This window comes from Tsuneonella sp. HG249 (assembly GCF_053819205.1).
Window position 1 is genome coordinate 1,597,862 of the sequence record NZ_JBSOQY010000001.1, and the last position, 14,818, is coordinate 1,612,679.

Here is a 14,818-nt window from a genome sequence, read left to right on the forward strand (position 1 = left end):
CCTACCCTCCGGACGGGAGGGTAACGCGCTGAGCGCCATTTCGCTAGTCGGTCAGTCTGTCATCCAGTTGCGGAAGAAGCTGTCGCTGGCGTCCCGTAAATCCGCCAGAGTCACCGCTCTCGGGCCAACCCCCACTGCCGCGCCGCCGGTCGTGCCGATCCGTTCGAAGGGGACCTCAGACCGGTCGAGTTCGACGCCTGCGGCCACGGTCACCAGATAGCGACTTTGGCTCTCGTTGAAGGCGAACTCGCTAGTCATCGCGTCGATCTTTGCGCCTATCCCGCCTGCGAGCGCCATTTCGGCGACCGCCACTAGCAGGCCACCGTCGCTGATGTCGTGCACCGCGGTGACTTTGCCCTCGGCGATCAGCTTGCGGACGATTTCGCCATTCAGCCGCTCATCGGCCAAATCGACCCGCGGGGCATCGCCATCCTCGCGGCCGTGGATTTCGCGCAGCCACAGCGATTGGCCGAGCTCCGGATAGTGCGGACCGATGGCGAGGATCATCTCGCCCTCGGCTTTGAAAGCGATCGTCGCCATCTTGGCGTAATCGTCGATCATCCCCACGCCGCCGATCGCCGGCGTCGGTAAAATCGCGCTGCCGCCGCCGGTGGCCTTGCTCTCATTGTACAGCGACACGTTGCCGCTCACGATCGGGAAGTCGAGCGCGCGGCAGGCGTCACCCATGCCTTCGAGGCAGCCGGTGAGCTGGGCCATGATCTCCGGCCGCTGGGGGTTGGCGAAGTTGAGGCAGTTGGTCACCGCGAGCGGCTGCGCGCCGACCGCGCAGAGGTTGCGGTAGGCCTCGGCGATCGCCTGCTTGCCGCCTTCGTAGGGGTCGGCGTAGCAATAGCGCGGAGTGCAGTCGGTGGTCATCGCCAGCGCCTTGCGCGTGCCGTGGACCCGCACCACCGCCGCGTCGCCGCCCGATAGCTGAAGCGTGTCCGCGCCCACCTGGCTGTCGTACTGCTCCCAGATCCACCGGCGCGAGGCGAGGTCAGGCGAAGCCATTAGCCTGAGCAAGTCGGCGCCGATGTCGGTGCTCTCGGGCACTTCGCCCAGCGGCTTGACCTTAGCCCAGGCCTTGTACTCCTCGCGGCTCATCGCCGGCCGGTCGTACAGCGGCGCGTCGGCGGCGAGCGGCCCGAGCGGGATGTCGCACACGACCTCGCCCTGCCAGTCGAGCACCATATGGCCGGTGTCGGTCACTTCGCCGATCACCGCGAAATCGAGTTCCCACTTCCTGAAGATCGCCTCGGCCTCGGCCTCGCGGCCGGGCTTGAGGACCATGAGCATCCGCTCTTGGGATTCGGACAACATCATCTCGTAGGGGGTCATGCCCTCCTCACGGCAGGGGACATTGTCCATCACCAGGCGGATGCCCGCCTTGCCGTTGGTCGCCATCTCGACGCTCGAGGAGGTGAGGCCGGCCGCGCCCATGTCCTGGATCGCGACGATCGCGTCGGTCGCCATCAGCTCGAGGCACGCCTCGATCAGCAGCTTCTCGGTGAAGGGGTCGCCCACCTGCACCGTCGGGCGCTTGGCGTCGGCATCGTCGCCGAAGTCGGCGCTCGCCATGGTGGCGCCGTGGATGCCGTCGCGCCCGGTCTTGGAGCCGACGTAGACGATCGGATTGCCCACCCCGGTCGCGGCCGAATAGAAGATCTTGTCGGCGTCGGCGACGCCCACGGTCATCGCATTGACGAGGATGTTGCCGTCGTATGCGGGGTGGAAGTTGGTTTCGCCGCCCACGGTGGGCACGCCGACGCAGTTTCCGTAGCCGCCGATCCCCGCGACCACGCCCTTAACCAGGTGCTTCATCTTGGGATGGTCGGGCCGACCGAAGCGCAGCGCGTTCATGTTGGCGATCGGCCGCGCGCCCATCGTGAACACGTCGCGGAGGATACCGCCGACGCCGGTCGCAGCGCCCTGGTAGGGCTCGATATAGCTGGGGTGGTTGTGGCTCTCCATCTTGAAGATCGCCGCCTGACCATCGCCGATGTCGATCACGCCCGCGTTCTCGCCCGGCCCGCAAATCACCCACGGCGCCTCGGTCGGCAGCTTCTTGAGGTGGAGGCGGCTCGACTTGTAGCTGCAGTGTTCGGACCACATCACCGAGAAAATGCCGAGCTCGACGAGGTTCGGCTCGCGCCCCATTGCGTGCAGCACGCGCTCGTATTCCTCGGGGCTGAGGCCGTGGGCCTCGACGACTTCCGGAGTGACTTCAGCCATGCGCGCGCCCTTAGCGGCGGGGCGGGGCAGCGGCTAGCCCCGGCCGAACACTCGGCGACGAGTCTTCCCCAGCCACCAAGCGGCAACCGTCGCCAGGCTATAGGCGAAGAAGGCGAGCAGGCTAGTGCCCGCAGTCACCGCCGTCGGCTCCGGGCCGAACCAGTTGATCGCTTGCAGCAACAGCAGCGTGAGCGCGAGCAGGATCGGCGGCAAGGCCGGTCCACTTGTGCGGCTGAGGAAGAACGCCAACGCTCCGAACGTCAGCCCCAGCTCGAGCGGCATCGCGATCTCAGGATGGTTCCACAGGCCGAGGCCCAGAAAAGGCGGCGAGCCGGCCAGGGTCAAGTCCGGCCGATGTACCACCAAGTCAAGCAGCCAGTGGCTCACTACGACCGCCCCGGCTGCAAGCGCGAATCCCAATTCACGGCGCCGTCGGACCCAGATGATCAACGCAAGGCCCACTCCCCATGCCAGTGCACCGACGAGGCTGTGCGTCCATGGCATGTGATACAGATCCATCGGGTTCATCACGGTGATCCCGGGGATCACTCGCATATGTTCGGTGCCCGTCAGCAGGAAGGCGAAGAATGCCCAGTCGAGCAGTTGGGCGGCCATGAACAGCGTCGCCAGGCGGGGCTTGCGCCTGCTGACGGCGGCAGCGACGAGTGCCGGAGCCCAGTGCCCGATGAACATCTAGCCGAACTTCATGGCGGCCCAGCACCCGACCGCCGCCGCGAACGCGCTGGCGAATGCGCCCCAGGCAATGTCGATGAGGGTTACGTGCACCGGCCAAACCCGCATAGTCGCTTGATTGGTGAGGTCGTAGGTAGCGTAGCAGATTGCCCCGAGTAGCGCTCCGTTGAGCGCCGCCGGGCCGATTCCCCCGACAGAGAGACCAGGGCGCACCGCAAACCACACAAGGGCAGCGATATAGATCAGGTAGAATACCAGAGCCGGGGCGGGGCGGAAGCTTTGCGCGAGCAGGTCACCCAGAGCTGGCCGGTAAAGGTTCGGGCCCGCCCACCTCAGCCACAGCGCGTCGAGCACGCCGAAGCTAATGCCAGCGCCCAGATAGGCGACAATCCACTTCATATACCATCCCCCATTCCTCGCAGCTTGACCGTCCGTCGCCGTGCGGTCAATGCAGGTGAGGATGGAAGAGGGCGCCGATCAAATCGCATCGATGAGCTTCGAGGATGCCCTGCGCGCTCTCGAGGACGTTGTCCGGAGGCTGGAAAGCGGTGAGGTTCCGCTCGACCAGTCGATCAACCTCTACGAACGCGGCGAGGCGCTGCGCCGGCATTGCCAAGCGCGGCTCGATGCGGCGCAGGCGCGGATAGAGAAAATCGTGGCCGGGCCCGATGGCGCGCCAAGCCATACGGTGCCGTTCGACGCCGATGGCTGACGTCTCGCTGGTGGAGGGCGACCTGCTCGGCGAGGCGCTTGCGCGGATTCAGTGGGAAGTGGACGCCGCATTCGACCAGTTCCTGCCGGTCCCCGAAGACACGCGGGCACCACTGGTAGAAGCGATGCGCTACGCAGCGATCGGCGGAGGAAAGCGGGTCAGGCCGCTTCTGACCGTCGCAACCGCGGAATTGTTCGGTGTCGCTCGCGACCCCGCCCTACGCGCCGGCTGCGCTGCTGAAGCCATCCATGTCTATTCGCTCATCCACGACGACTTGCCGTGCATGGACGACGACGACCTGCGTCACGGCAAGCCCACGCTGCACAAGATATCCGGCGAGGCAACCGCGGTTCTAGCCGGGGATTCCCTTCATGCGCTGGCATTCGAGATTCTCTCGATGCCGGAAACGGCGGGAGACCCTTTTGTCCGTGCCGAACTGGTGGCCGCCCTGGCTACCGCCAGCGGATGGGGGGGCATGGCCGGGGGGCAGATGATGGACATCGCCGCCGAGAGCGGCGCCGCTCAGGATGTCCACACGATCACCCGGCTGCAGCAACTGAAGACCGGCGCGCTGCTCGGCGCCGCGGTCGAGATGGGCGCGATCCTCGGTCGGGTGCCCGAAGAAGGCCGCGGCCCTTATCGCGCGTATGCGCGCGACGTGGGGCTCGCCTTCCAGATCGCCGATGACTTGCTCGATGCGGAAGGCGACGAGGAACTCGCCGGCAAGGCCCTGCGCAAGGACGGGGTGGCGGGCAAAGCGACCTTCGTGAGCCTGATGGGCGTCGAAGCCGCCCGCACGCAGGCCCGGGCGCTGGTCGAGCAAGCGGTCGGGCACTTGTCAGGGCATGGAGCGGAGGCGGACCTACTTCGCGCGCTGGCCCGCTTCATCGTCGAAAGGGACCGGTAAATGGGGGAACGGATAGGGGTCTACCCCGGGACATTCGACCCGATCACGCTTGGCCACATGGACATCATTGAGCGGGGGGCTAAGCTGGTCGACCGCTTGATCATTGGCGTCACCACCAACATGGCGAAGTCGCCGATGTTCTCCGACGAGGAGCGGATCGCCATCACCCGGCGCGAGGTAACGCCGGTGGGCGCCAACATCGAGGTCATCGGCTTCAATTCATTGTTGATGGATTTTGCCGAGACTCAGGGGGCGGCGACCATCATTCGCGGGATCCGCGGCGTCACCGACTTCGAATACGAGTATCAGTTGACAGGCATGAACCGGCAACTCAACGACCGGATCGAGACCATCTTCCTGATGGCAGACGTGGCCCTCCAACCCATCGCCAGTCGTCTGGTCAAGGAGATCGCGGTCTATGGCGGTGACATCTCGAAATTCGTGACGCCGGCGGTGCGCGCCGACGTCGTCGCGCGGGTCGCCGAGCGAGGCGGACGCTAACCATTCATTGAAACGACAGCGCGCCAACGCTAGAGGCGCCGCTCGAAACTTCCGGGATTTTTGGGACGCCTATCGTCATGCTCAACCGTTTGATTGCCGCGGGGGCGCTCGCCGCGCTGGCGTTGGCGCCTGCCGTCGCTCAGGATACCCCGGCGGAGGCGGCGCCCGCCTCCGAACCGGCGCCCGTTACCGAAGCGGCACCCGCCGCCCCGGTTGCCCCGCGCGTCTACGAACCGGTGAACTTCGACCAGACGCAGGACCTTGAGAATATCCTGTACCTCGACCTGTCGAACGGCCGTCGGGTCGCCATCCGGCTTATGCCGAACTGGGCACCTGATCATATCGAGAGAATCAAGACATTGACCCGTGCCGGCTTCTACGATGGGGTGAAGTTCCACCGAGTGATCGAAGGCTTCATGGCACAGACCGGCGATCCGACCGGCACCGGGCAGGGCGGCTCTGAGTTGCCCGACCTCAACGCCGAGTTCAACCCAATGCCACACCTGCGCGGCACCGTGTCGATGGCGCGGGCCACCGCGGAAGACTCGGCGAACAGCCAGTTTTTCATCACCTTCTATCCGCGGTTCAGCCTCGACAAGAAGTACACCAACTTCGGGCGGGTCATTGCCGGGATGGATGCCGTCGATGCAATTAACCGTGGGGAGCCGCCGGCCGACCCGACCTTCGTCGTGCAAGCCTCGATAGCTGCCGACGGAAAACCGCAGCGTTTCGCCCCGCCCCCCGCCGCGCCGGCGAGCGAGATCACGGCCGACATGCTCAGCGCGCCGCTGACCAATTGATTCTGATAGCAGGCGCGCCATGCGCGTCGATCTTTTCGATTTCGATCTACCGAGCGAGCTGATCGCGCTGCGGCCGGCGTCCCCGCGGGACGCGGCGCGCATGCTCGTCCTGCAAGGCGACGGATCTCCTGAGGACCGGACGGTCCGCGATCTGCCCGCGATCCTGCGAGCCGGCGACGTTCTCGTTTTTAACGACACGCGCGTGATACCCGCTCAACTCGAGGGTCGGCGTGGCGAGGCGAAGATCGGCGCTACCCTGCACTGGCGGATCGACTTGCGACGTTGGCAGGCGTTCGTGCGCAATGCGAAGCGGCTGCGGGCCGGGGACTGCATCGATTTCGGTAACAGCGTGAGCGCACTGGCCGAATCGCGACATGCCGACGGTTCGTGGACCCTGGCGTTCGCCGGTGACGAGCCTGTCGAGGTGCTGCTGGATCGTGCGGGCCGGATGCCGTTGCCGCCATATATCGCCGGAAAGCGGGCCACCGACGAGCGCGATCGGTCCGATTACCAGACCATGTTCGCGCTAAAGGACGGGGCCGTCGCGGCGCCCACAGCGGCGCTGCACTTCACGCCTGAATTGATGGCGGCGCTCGATACCGCTGGGATCGCGCGTGAGACGCTGACGCTTCACGTCGGGGCAGGCACGTTTCTGCCGGTGAAGGTCGACGATACCGAGGACCACGCCATGCACGCGGAGTGGGGCCGCATCGATGCCGCGACCGCTGACCGCCTGAACGCGGCACGCGCCGCGGGGGGTAGGATCATCGCCGTGGGCACCACTTCGCTGCGACTGCTCGAGAGCGCAGCGCGCCCTGACAGGACGATCGCGCCTTTCGAGGGTGACACCGCGATTTTCATCACACCCGGATACCGCTTCAAGGCAATCGACGGGCTGATGACAAACTTCCACTTGCCGAAGTCGACATTGTTCATGCTGGTCAGCGCGCTGATGGGACGCGAACGGATGCAGGCGGCATATGCCCACGCAATCCGCGAAAACTATCGCTTCTACAGCTACGGGGATTCCTCGCTGCTATTCCCCTGACCGCTATTCGGTCGTCTTGCCGTCGAAATGTTCGTGAGCCGATCGCGCCTCTTCGGGCGTGCGGTGCACAGTGCCGTCGACGTGCTCGGGGGGCGCGTAGATGGTGTAGAGCTTGAGCGGCTCGTTCCCGGTGCAGCGAACGTTGTGCCGGGCGCCCTGCGGTACGATGACAGCATCGTCAGCCTTCACCTGATACGTGTTGTCGTCGACCATGACTTCACCTTCTCCGGCTTCGAAGCGGAAGAACTGGTCGCGGTCCTCATGGACTTCGGCGCCGATGTCGCAGCCGGGTGGGATGCTCATGGCAACGAGCTGCAGGTTATGGCCGGTGTAGAGAACCCGCCTGAACTCCTCATTGGCCTCGGTCACCGCCTCGATGTCGTCGTGGTAGCCCGTCATGGTGTCTCCGTTCGAAATGAGTTGCCTTGGGAACGCGGACGGGCCGTTAGAGGTCCGCCGGATTCAGGAAGCAGCCGGATCCTCGGCGGGAAACAGCGAATCGTTATCGATGAGCCGGTCGATCAGAGCATCCTCGGCTGGCAGGCGCTTGTCGAGCATGAGCATGGCGATACCGTGGGCCAGCGACCAGGCCCTGAGCGCCAGGCGTTCGGCGGCGGGGCCAGTAGATCCAGTGAGCTCGGCGGTAGAGTTGTGCAGCAACTGGGACGCGGGATCTCTCTTGCCCGACGCCATATGGCTCGGATCGCCATGCGCGAATACGAGGCGGAAGAGGGCGGGGTGGGTAAGGGCGAAGCGAACGTAGGCACGCCCGGTTTCGACGAACCCGGACAACCCGCCGCCGACCTTCTCATAGGCCGTCCGCTGCGCCTCACCGAGCGTTGCGAGTCCGGTCTGCGCTAGCGCGGCCAGCAGCGCGTCCTTGTTGGGAAAATGGCGATACACGGCAGCCGGCGAAACCCCAACCATACGCGCCAGCTCGCGAAGCGAGATGTCGAGCCCGTCCGGTCCCTCGAGGACCTTCGTCCCCGCGTCGATCAATGCCGTGCGGAGCGACCCGTGGTGATAACTCGATTCCAATGTTGACACCGTTCACTTGGCGGCTATGTTGACGCCGTTCACTTTGAGGTAGCGACAGGATTCGGCCATGGCAAGCGTACTCGAGAAAACCATTCGCAGCGCCGTGACGGCAGGCGTCACCGGGCTTGCCGAATTCAACCGCAAGCGGCTGGCGTCGGAAAACCCGTTCATCCGCGGCATTCACACGCCCATGACGGAGGAGAAGACGCTCGAGAACCTCTCGGTCACCGGCACCATCCCCACCGAATTCGACGGCCGCTACGTCCGCATCGGCCCGAACCCGCAATTCGCTAGCGGCAAGGGGCATCATTGGTTCGTGGGCGACGGAATGGTCCACGGAGTCAGGCTAAAGGGCGGTCAAGCCGAATGGTATCGCAACCGCTACATCCGCTCGAATGCCATGCACGCGAAGGCAGGACTCCCCGCCGCTGGCGGCCCGCGCCGGGGGATGAGCGATACGGTCAATACCAACGTCATTCAGTTCGCCGGGCAAACGCTGGCGCTGGTGGAGGCGGGCTCGTACCCCGCCATCCTCTCCGATCAGCTCGAGACCGTCGCATACAGCAACTTCGGAGGCGGGCTTGCCGGCTCCTTCACCGCGCATCCGCACCATGACCCCGCGACCGGCGAATGGCACGCAGTCTGCTACGATGCGGGCGCGCCCAGTCAGATCACCCACGTCGCGCTGGACCACGCCGGCCACGTGTTGCGAGAACTGCCGATTGCGGTGGAGAACGGGCCTTCGATCCACGACTGCGCGCTCACCGCGCGATATGTCGTCATCCTCGACCTGCCGGTGACCTTTTCGATGAAGGCGCTGATCGGCGGGCACCAGTTCCCCTATCGCTGGAACCGCGAGCACCGCGCTCGCGTCGGCCTTCTCCGCCGCGATGGCGATGCGAACGACATTACCTGGCACGAGGTCGACCCGTGTTACGTCTTCCATGTCGCCAATAGCTTCGAGGACGAGGCCGGCCGAGTGATCGTCGATTGCTGTGTCTATGAGACTATGTTCGACGGCGAGATGGCTGGGCCGGCCGGTAGACCGCTGGGCTTGGAGCGCTGGACGATCGATCCGGCCGGCAACCGGGTGATCCGGGAGACCCTCGACGCCACTCCGCAAGAGTTTCCCCGCCCGGACGAGCGCTTTTTCGGCAAGCCCTATCGCTATGCCTGGTCGATCGGCATTCCGAAAACCGCCAATCTGGAGTTCTTCGCCAACGAGCCGCTGATCCGGCACGACCTGGTGACCGGCGAGCGCGCGACGCGCAGCCTCGGCGACCAAGCGATGCCGGGGGAATTCGTCTTCGTCCCCCGCAGCGGCGACGCGCCGGAGGGGGACGGTTGGCTGATCGGTTACGTCATCGACCGCGCAAGCCAGACCACGGACCTGGCCATACTCGACGCCGAAACCCTCGCCGACGTCGCGCGGGTGCACATCCCGCACGTCATCCCGCCGGGATTCCACGGCAACTGGATGCCCGCCGCCGTTTGACTGGCGCCGCGGGCCGCCCCAAGGTCCGTGGCGAATGGAAACGATTCTCGATATCGCCGGCCTGACCAAGGTCTATCCCGGCGGACTAAAGGCTTTGGACGGGGTAGACCTGCAGATCCGTCGGGGCGAGATATTCGCCCTGCTCGGACCTAACGGTGCGGGCAAGACGACCCTGATCGGAGCCGTATGCGGCATCGTGCGCGTTTCCGGCGGCACGATCCGCGCGTTCGGGCATGACCTGTCGCGAAACTGGCGCGACGCGCGGCGTCGGATCGGCCTCGTCCCCCAGGAACTCGGCTTCGATATGTTCGACACGGTCGAGCGCCAGGTAGCGTATTCGCGCGGCCTGTTCGGATGTGCGCCTGACCCGGGGCGGATCGAGGAAGTGCTTCGCAGCCTGAGCCTGTGGGACAAGCGCAAGGATCAAATCCGCGCGCTCAGCGGCGGCATGAAGCGAAGGGTATTGATCGCCAAGGCGCTGGCGCACGATCCGGAACTGCTGTTCCTCGACGAGCCCACCGCCGGCGTAGACGTGGAGTTGCGGCGGGACATGTGGCGCCAGATCGACCGGCTCCGCGAGCAGGGTGTCACGGTGATCCTCACTACCCATTACATCGAAGAAGCGCAGGAAATGGCGGACCGCGTCGGCGTAATCGACAAGGGCCGTCTTCTTCTCGTCGACGATAAGGCGACCATCATGGCACAGCTCGGCCGGACCGAAGCGCGCTTCCGACTGGCAAAGCCGCTTGCGGACGTCCCCGACAGCTTGTGCGCTTACCCTCTCCACCTCGAAGACGACGGGCACACATTGGCGTATCGGGGAGGCGATGGCGCGGGGAGGGGCAGAGCGGAGATAGCCGCTGTCGCACAGGCGCTGGCCAAGCAAGACATCGCCTACACCGCGCTCGACCAGAAGGAGAGCTCCCTGGAGGACATCTTCGGCCTGGTCGAGGAGCGGGCCGTATGATCTCATGGCGTTCAACCTATGCGATCTACCGCAATGAGCTGATGCGCTTCATGCGGACCGTATTCGGTTCGCTCGTCTCGCCGGTGCTCACTACGAGCCTGTACTTCATCGTGTTCGGCGCGGCGATCGGCGGGCGGATGAACGACGTGGGCGGAGTGGATTACGGCGCCTTTATCGTGCCCGGACTCCTGATGCTCACCCTGTTGAGCGAAAGCACCAGCAATGCCAGTTTTGGCATCTACATGCCGCGGTTCACTGGCGCGATCTACGAACTGCTGTCAGCCCCAGTGGGCGTGGCCGAAACGCTACTGGGCTTCGTGGGTGCGGCCGCAACAAAGAGCCTTATTCTCGCCAGCGTAATCCTGCTGACCGCGACACTTTTCGTCGACTATCGCATCGAGCACCCGTTCTACGCGTTCCTGTTCATCATGCTCGTTTCCGCCAGCTTCTCGCTGCTCGGGTTCATCCTCGGCATCTGGGCCGAGGGGTTTGAGAAGCTCCAGATGGTGCCCATGCTGATCCTCACTCCGTTGACGTTCCTGGGCGGAACGTTCTACTCGATCGACATGCTCGCGGAGCCATGGCGCACCGTGGCCCTGTTCAACCCGATCGTTTACCTCGTGAACGGCCTGCGCTGGACGTTCTATGGCGAAGCCGACGTTAGCATCGGCGTGTCACTCGGGCTGACGCTGATGTTTCTGACGGCGTGCATAACCATGATCGCGTGGATCTTTCGCAGCGGCTGGCGACTGCGTAGCTGAGGACTACCGCAAGAGATCTAATCGGCGAACTCGGCATGTTCCAGCCTTGTATCCTTGTACGCGACGAAGCGCCGTGTGAGACGCTCGAAGAAGCCGGCACCGATCCGGTCGGCGAAGCGCTGGGCCTGCTCGATGCTGGGATACCATTTGCCAATTCGGTGAGGAGTTACAAAGCGATACTTGGTCATTGCATCCGGCAAAATGCGGGCCGCTGGATGCGGTTCCGGTTGCAACAATGATCAATACCACAGGTGTGGAAAGGGAAGTGCGGCGACCTGCTGGCAGGCTGCGCCGAGACGCGCTAGGCGGCCGCCATGAACCCCCGTTTCCAGTTCACCATTCACGCCACTGATGGCAGCGCGCGCATGGGCAAGATCGCCATGCGTCGTGGAGAAATCCACACGCCCGCATTCATGCCGGTTGGCACCGCCGCGACGGTAAAGGCGATGAAGCCCGAAACGGTACGGGCGACGGGCGCGGATATCATCCTGGGTAATACCTACCATCTGATGCTTCGCCCCGGCGCGGAGCGGGTCGCGCGGCTCGGAGGCTTGCACAAGTTCATGAACTGGCAGCGTCCCGTACTGACCGACAGCGGTGGCTATCAGGTGATGAGCCTGGCCGACCTGCGGAAACTCACCGAAGATGGCGTCTCCTTTCGCAGCCATATCGACGGGACGCAGCATATGCTCACACCCGAGCGATCGATGGAGATACAGCGGCTTCTCGGCAGCGACATCGTGATGGCATTCGACGAATGCCCACGGGCCGATCGTCCGTCGGCGGAGATCGAATCGAGCATGGAAATGTCGATGCGCTGGGCTGCGCGCAGCCGCGCTGCGTTCGATAGGGGCGAAGAGCATGCAGCGGCCAGCGCGCTGTTCGGGATCCAGCAGGGGGCACTCGACGAGCGCTTACGCGCCCGCTCTGCCGAGGCGCTGCAGGAAATTGGCTTCGACGGCTATGCGATCGGCGGCCTTGCGGTGGGCGAAGGCCAGGATGCCATGTTTGCCACGCTCGATTTCGCCGCGGATCAGCTTCCCGAGAACGCTCCTCGCTACCTGATGGGCGTCGGGAAGCCCGACGATCTGGTCGGCGCGGTGCTGCGAGGTGTCGATATGTTCGACTGCGTGCTGCCTACCCGCTCGGGGCGCAACGGGCAGGCTTTCACTTGGTCCGGGCCGCTGAACTTGCGCAACGCCCGGCATTCCGAGGACGCGGGTCCACTGCATCCCGATTGCTCTTGCAGTGTCTGCAAATCATACACGCGCGCATATCTTCACCACCTGACAAAGGCGGGTGAAATGCTCGGCGCGATGTTGCTGACGGAGCATAACCTGTCGTTCTATCAACAACTCATGGCGGCCATGCGCTCGAGCATCGCGTCGGGCACAGTGAACCGGTTCGCCACCGCGTTTTTGACGCAGTATCGGGCCGGTGAATGACTTGGCGACGTGCCGTCGTTATCGGCGCCTCGGGCGGGATCGGAGCGGCTTTGTGCGATGCTCTGGAACGTCGCGGTACGCACGTGATCCGGCTGTCGCGGAGCGCTGGCGAGTCCGAACTGATCGACATTGAGGATGAGGTCAGCGTCGCTGCGGCAGCCGAGCGAGTTCGTGCAGCCGGGCCTCCTGACCTGATACTTGTGGCGACCGGCATTCTTGCTTGCCCCGAGCGCGGGCCGGAGAAGTCCTGGCGTGCGATTGAAGCAGCCGTGATGGCGCGAGTTTTGGCAGTCAACGCGATCGGTCCGGCGCTGGTGGCGAAGCATTTCCTCCCGCTGCTCGCCAAGGACACGTCCGGCACGTTCGTCGTGCTCGGGGCCAGGGTTGGCAGCATCGGCGACAATCGCCTGGGCGGCTGGTATTCCTATCGTGCATCCAAGGCGGCGCTCGTCCAGATCGTCCGCACCCTGGCCATTGAGCTCCGGCGCACCCATCCGAACGCCATCTGTGTCGCTCTCCACCCCGGCACCGTCTCAACCGATCTGAGCAAGGCGTTCGCACGCGAGGCTGTGGCTCCCGATCAGGCAGCCGAGCACTTGCTGGCCGTGCTAGGCGACCTTCGGCCGGAGGATAGCGGCGGCCATTTTGCATGGAACGGTGAACTGATCGCCCCGTAGGGCCAACAAGGCGAGTGCCGGAAAAGAAAGGGCGGCCGTTGCGGGCCGCCCTTTGGTATTCCCAGCAGTCGCGGACAATCAGCGCGAGTAGAACTCGACCACGAGGTTGGGTTCCATGGTCACCGGGTAGGGTACCTCGTCGAGCTTCGGCACGCGGGTGAACGTGATCTTGTCGGTGCCGTCTGGGCTGACGTAGTCGGGTATATCGCGCTCCGGCAGGCCCTGCGCCTCGATGATGAGGGCCATTTCCTTGGCTTTGTCGCCCAAGCTGATGACATCGCCGGCGGCCACACGGCGGCTCGCAATGTTGCACTTCACGCCGTTCACGCGAATGTGGCCGTGGCTGACGATCTGGCGGGCCGCGAAGATCGTCGGCGCAAACTTCGCGCGATAGACGATCATGTCGAGGCGGCGCTCGAGCAGGCCGATGAGGTTCTGGCCGGTGTCGCCCTTCATCCGCGAGGCTTCGGCGTAAGTCGCCTTGAACTGCTTCTCGGTGACGTCGCCGTAATAGCCCTTCAGCTTCTGCTTGGCGCGCAGCTGCAGGCCGAAGTCGCTGGTCTTCCCCTTGCGACGCTGGCCGTGCTGACCCGGTCCGTAGGAGCGACGGTTGACCGGGGAGCTGGGACGGCCCCAGATGTTCTCGCCCATCCGGCGGTCGAGCTTATGCTTGGCGCTTTTGCGCTTCGACATGATGTCGTATCCTTCAATCTGCGGGGCCGCCCCACTGGCGGCCGTTCAACCCGGCATCGCCCGGCTGGCCAGTCTGCCAACCGCGATCTCCGCTTCACCGGGATACGGGATCAAATGCGAGGCGGGCCATTGGCCGCAGGAGGCGCATTTGTCAACGTCCGGAACCGACCTTCGCAGGATTCCGCCGACCGTTTGACCCTCGAGGATGGCACGACGCTCTCGACAGAATCGGGGCGGGCCGCCAACAGGCGCGCATGCTCGAAGCTCATAAGAATCCCGCCCAGTGCGAGACGATGACCGAAGTCCGTGCTGGCGTGGATGCCACCGACCGGGAGCTCATAACGTTACTCGAGCGGCGCTTCGGCTACATGCGGGCTGCAGCGCGAATCAAGCCGGACCGCTCGTCGGTGCGCGACGAGGCGCGCAAAGCCCAGGTAATCGCGGCGGCCGTCGCCGAGGCTCAAACGCGCGGATTGCCGCCGGCTGCCATCGAACAGCTGTGGGACCGGCTGGTCGAAGCCTCGATCGCGTATGAGTTCGATGAATGGGACCGGATGCATCAACCGGCCCGGAGCCCGCTCAGCGCAGGTTGAGTTTTCGCCACTCGCTGGGGGTCAGGCAAACTCGTTCCTTGCGACGGCTGTCCATGCCCAGGGCAACGCGCTTGCAGATCTTTTCGGCCTCCTTGGCCTCCGTAGACTCCTTGGCTTCTCCCTGCTGAACCGGAGTTTCTTCTTGAGCGACGGCCGGGATTGCCAAGCAGGCAGCAGCCACGGGAACTAGGGATAGCGCGAACTTCATGGAGTGCGACCTCGACAATAAATCAACAGTTTTAAAGAGTTGGCCGCC

At 64.6% G+C, this 14,818-nt stretch carries 19 protein-coding genes; 11 read left to right on the plus strand and 8 right to left on the minus strand.

The genetic code is table 11. From position 1 onward, the window contains the following. Positions 1-51 precede the first annotated feature (51 nt). The 3 genes from purL to ACWPM1_RS08060 are packed head-to-tail and all read right to left on the minus strand — an operon-like array spanning position 52 to position 3,324. Positions 52-2,232, minus strand: coding sequence for a phosphoribosylformylglycinamidine synthase subunit PurL (gene purL / locus ACWPM1_RS08050; RefSeq protein ID WP_455694317.1), 2,181 nt, complete (start codon positions 2,230-2,232; stop codon positions 52-54). Positions 2,233-2,265: 33 nt separating this feature from the next. After that, positions 2,266-2,925, minus strand: coding sequence for a hypothetical protein (locus ACWPM1_RS08055; RefSeq protein WP_455694318.1), 660 nt, complete (start codon positions 2,923-2,925; stop codon positions 2,266-2,268). Further along, positions 2,926-3,324 carry a DUF2177 family protein gene (locus tag ACWPM1_RS08060; protein ID WP_455694319.1) on the minus strand — a complete coding sequence of 133 codons (399 nt, stop codon included), beginning with the start codon at positions 3,322-3,324 and terminating at the stop codon, positions 2,926-2,928. Between the two features lie 61 nt (positions 3,325-3,385). On the opposite strand from ACWPM1_RS08060, the gene ACWPM1_RS08065 reads away from it, so the two are divergent. The 5 genes from ACWPM1_RS08065 (at position 3,386) to queA (ending at position 6,893) form a co-directional block, all read left to right on the plus strand. Then, complete coding sequence (locus tag ACWPM1_RS08065) at positions 3,386-3,637, plus strand: exodeoxyribonuclease VII small subunit (RefSeq protein ID WP_455694320.1); 252 nt, start codon at positions 3,386-3,388, stop codon at positions 3,635-3,637. Continuing rightward, positions 3,630-4,544 (plus strand): polyprenyl synthetase family protein, encoded by a 915-nt coding sequence (locus ACWPM1_RS08070; protein WP_455694321.1) that lies wholly within the window; start codon positions 3,630-3,632, stop codon positions 4,542-4,544. The genes ACWPM1_RS08065 and ACWPM1_RS08070 overlap by 8 nt, the downstream gene beginning before the upstream one ends. After that, complete coding sequence (coaD, locus tag ACWPM1_RS08075) at positions 4,545-5,045, plus strand: pantetheine-phosphate adenylyltransferase (protein ID WP_455694322.1); 501 nt, start codon at positions 4,545-4,547, stop codon at positions 5,043-5,045. It abuts the gene before it with no gap. Between the two features lie 77 nt (positions 5,046-5,122). Next, positions 5,123-5,845, plus strand: coding sequence for a peptidylprolyl isomerase (locus ACWPM1_RS08080; protein ID WP_455694323.1), 723 nt, complete (start codon positions 5,123-5,125; stop codon positions 5,843-5,845). 19 nt (positions 5,846-5,864) lie between these two features. Further along, positions 5,865-6,893, plus strand: coding sequence for a tRNA preQ1(34) S-adenosylmethionine ribosyltransferase-isomerase QueA (gene queA, locus ACWPM1_RS08085; RefSeq protein ID WP_455694324.1), 1,029 nt, complete (start codon positions 5,865-5,867; stop codon positions 6,891-6,893). Positions 6,894-6,896: 3 nt separating this feature from the next. Here queA and ACWPM1_RS08090 read toward each other — a convergent pair whose 3' ends face one another. Continuing rightward, complete coding sequence (locus tag ACWPM1_RS08090; protein ID WP_455694325.1) at positions 6,897-7,292, minus strand: cupin domain-containing protein; 396 nt, start codon at positions 7,290-7,292, stop codon at positions 6,897-6,899. A 63-nt stretch (positions 7,293-7,355) separates the two neighbouring features. Then, the gene (locus ACWPM1_RS08095; RefSeq protein WP_455694326.1) at positions 7,356-7,940 is read right to left on the minus strand and encodes a TetR/AcrR family transcriptional regulator; all 585 of its coding nucleotides are present in this window, start codon (positions 7,938-7,940) and stop codon (positions 7,356-7,358) included. A gap of 58 nt (positions 7,941-7,998) precedes the next feature. Between ACWPM1_RS08095 and ACWPM1_RS08100 the strand changes: the two genes are divergently transcribed. The 3 genes from ACWPM1_RS08100 to ACWPM1_RS08110 are packed head-to-tail and all read left to right on the plus strand — an operon-like array spanning position 7,999 to position 11,154. Continuing rightward, a complete protein-coding gene (locus ACWPM1_RS08100) occupies positions 7,999-9,426 on the plus strand; it encodes an 8'-apo-carotenoid 13,14-cleaving dioxygenase (RefSeq protein ID WP_455694327.1) in 1,428 nt (475 codons plus the stop codon). Positions 9,427-9,460: 34 nt separating this feature from the next. Continuing rightward, on the plus strand, positions 9,461-10,393 hold the full coding sequence (locus ACWPM1_RS08105; RefSeq protein WP_455694328.1) for an ABC transporter ATP-binding protein: 933 nt from the start codon (positions 9,461-9,463) through the stop codon (positions 10,391-10,393). After that, complete coding sequence (locus ACWPM1_RS08110) at positions 10,390-11,154, plus strand: ABC transporter permease (RefSeq protein ID WP_455694329.1); 765 nt, start codon at positions 10,390-10,392, stop codon at positions 11,152-11,154. Before ACWPM1_RS08105 ends, ACWPM1_RS08110 begins: the two co-directional genes overlap by 4 nt. A gap of 17 nt (positions 11,155-11,171) precedes the next feature. Here ACWPM1_RS08110 and ACWPM1_RS08115 read toward each other — a convergent pair whose 3' ends face one another. Further along, a complete protein-coding gene (locus tag ACWPM1_RS08115) occupies positions 11,172-11,342 on the minus strand; it encodes a hypothetical protein (RefSeq protein ID WP_455694330.1) in 171 nt (56 codons plus the stop codon). 126 nt (positions 11,343-11,468) lie between these two features. Here ACWPM1_RS08115 and tgt point away from each other — a divergent pair, with 126 nt between their 5' ends. Both tgt and ACWPM1_RS08125 read left to right on the plus strand, forming a co-directional pair. Next, entirely contained in the window at positions 11,469-12,599 is a 1,131-nt protein-coding gene (tgt, locus tag ACWPM1_RS08120) for a tRNA guanosine(34) transglycosylase Tgt (protein WP_455694331.1), read from the plus strand. Beyond that, positions 12,596-13,276 (plus strand): SDR family NAD(P)-dependent oxidoreductase, encoded by a 681-nt coding sequence (locus ACWPM1_RS08125; RefSeq protein WP_455694332.1) that lies wholly within the window; start codon positions 12,596-12,598, stop codon positions 13,274-13,276. Before tgt ends, ACWPM1_RS08125 begins: the two co-directional genes overlap by 4 nt. 78 nt (positions 13,277-13,354) lie before the next feature. Here ACWPM1_RS08125 and rpsD read toward each other — a convergent pair whose 3' ends face one another. Further along, on the minus strand, positions 13,355-13,969 hold the full coding sequence (gene rpsD, locus ACWPM1_RS08130) for a 30S ribosomal protein S4 (RefSeq protein ID WP_455694333.1): 615 nt from the start codon (positions 13,967-13,969) through the stop codon (positions 13,355-13,357). Between the two features lie 254 nt (positions 13,970-14,223). Here rpsD and ACWPM1_RS08135 point away from each other — a divergent pair, with 254 nt between their 5' ends. Continuing rightward, positions 14,224-14,562, plus strand: a complete 339-nt coding sequence (locus ACWPM1_RS08135) for a chorismate mutase (RefSeq protein ID WP_455694334.1) — start codon at positions 14,224-14,226, stop codon at positions 14,560-14,562. Here the strand turns inward: ACWPM1_RS08135 and ACWPM1_RS08140 are convergent. Continuing rightward, positions 14,549-14,770, minus strand: coding sequence for a hypothetical protein (locus ACWPM1_RS08140; protein ID WP_455694335.1), 222 nt, complete (start codon positions 14,768-14,770; stop codon positions 14,549-14,551). The genes ACWPM1_RS08135 and ACWPM1_RS08140 overlap by 14 nt on opposite strands. Positions 14,771-14,818 lie beyond the last annotated feature (48 nt).

Coding starts and splice junctions, on each gene's coding strand:
- ACWPM1_RS08065 (WP_455694320.1), top strand. CDS start 3,386: ATGGAAGAGGGCGCCGATCAAATCGCATCGATGAGCTTCGAGGATGCC.
- ACWPM1_RS08080 (WP_455694323.1), top strand. CDS start 5,123: ATGCTCAACCGTTTGATTGCCGCGGGGGCGCTCGCCGCGCTGGCGTTG.
- ACWPM1_RS08055 (WP_455694318.1), bottom strand. CDS start 2,925: ATGTTCATCGGGCACTGGGCTCCGGCACTCGTCGCTGCCGCCGTCAGC.
- ACWPM1_RS08100 (WP_455694327.1), top strand. CDS start 7,999: ATGGCAAGCGTACTCGAGAAAACCATTCGCAGCGCCGTGACGGCAGGC.
- ACWPM1_RS08110 (WP_455694329.1), top strand. CDS start 10,390: ATGATCTCATGGCGTTCAACCTATGCGATCTACCGCAATGAGCTGATG.
- ACWPM1_RS08070 (WP_455694321.1), top strand. CDS start 3,630: ATGGCTGACGTCTCGCTGGTGGAGGGCGACCTGCTCGGCGAGGCGCTT.
- ACWPM1_RS08125 (WP_455694332.1), top strand. CDS start 12,596: ATGACTTGGCGACGTGCCGTCGTTATCGGCGCCTCGGGCGGGATCGGA.
- coaD (WP_455694322.1), top strand. CDS start 4,545: ATGGGGGAACGGATAGGGGTCTACCCCGGGACATTCGACCCGATCACG.
- purL (WP_455694317.1), bottom strand. CDS start 2,232: ATGGCTGAAGTCACTCCGGAAGTCGTCGAGGCCCACGGCCTCAGCCCC.
- tgt (WP_455694331.1), top strand. CDS start 11,469: ATGAACCCCCGTTTCCAGTTCACCATTCACGCCACTGATGGCAGCGCG.
- rpsD (WP_455694333.1), bottom strand. CDS start 13,969: ATGTCGAAGCGCAAAAGCGCCAAGCATAAGCTCGACCGCCGGATGGGC.
- ACWPM1_RS08140 (WP_455694335.1), bottom strand. CDS start 14,770: ATGAAGTTCGCGCTATCCCTAGTTCCCGTGGCTGCTGCCTGCTTGGCA.
- queA (WP_455694324.1), top strand. CDS start 5,865: ATGCGCGTCGATCTTTTCGATTTCGATCTACCGAGCGAGCTGATCGCG.
- ACWPM1_RS08090 (WP_455694325.1), bottom strand. CDS start 7,292: ATGACGGGCTACCACGACGACATCGAGGCGGTGACCGAGGCCAATGAG.
- ACWPM1_RS08105 (WP_455694328.1), top strand. CDS start 9,461: ATGGAAACGATTCTCGATATCGCCGGCCTGACCAAGGTCTATCCCGGC.
- ACWPM1_RS08115 (WP_455694330.1), bottom strand. CDS start 11,342: ATGACCAAGTATCGCTTTGTAACTCCTCACCGAATTGGCAAATGGTAT.
- ACWPM1_RS08060 (WP_455694319.1), bottom strand. CDS start 3,324: ATGAAGTGGATTGTCGCCTATCTGGGCGCTGGCATTAGCTTCGGCGTG.
- ACWPM1_RS08135 (WP_455694334.1), top strand. CDS start 14,224: ATGCTCGAAGCTCATAAGAATCCCGCCCAGTGCGAGACGATGACCGAA.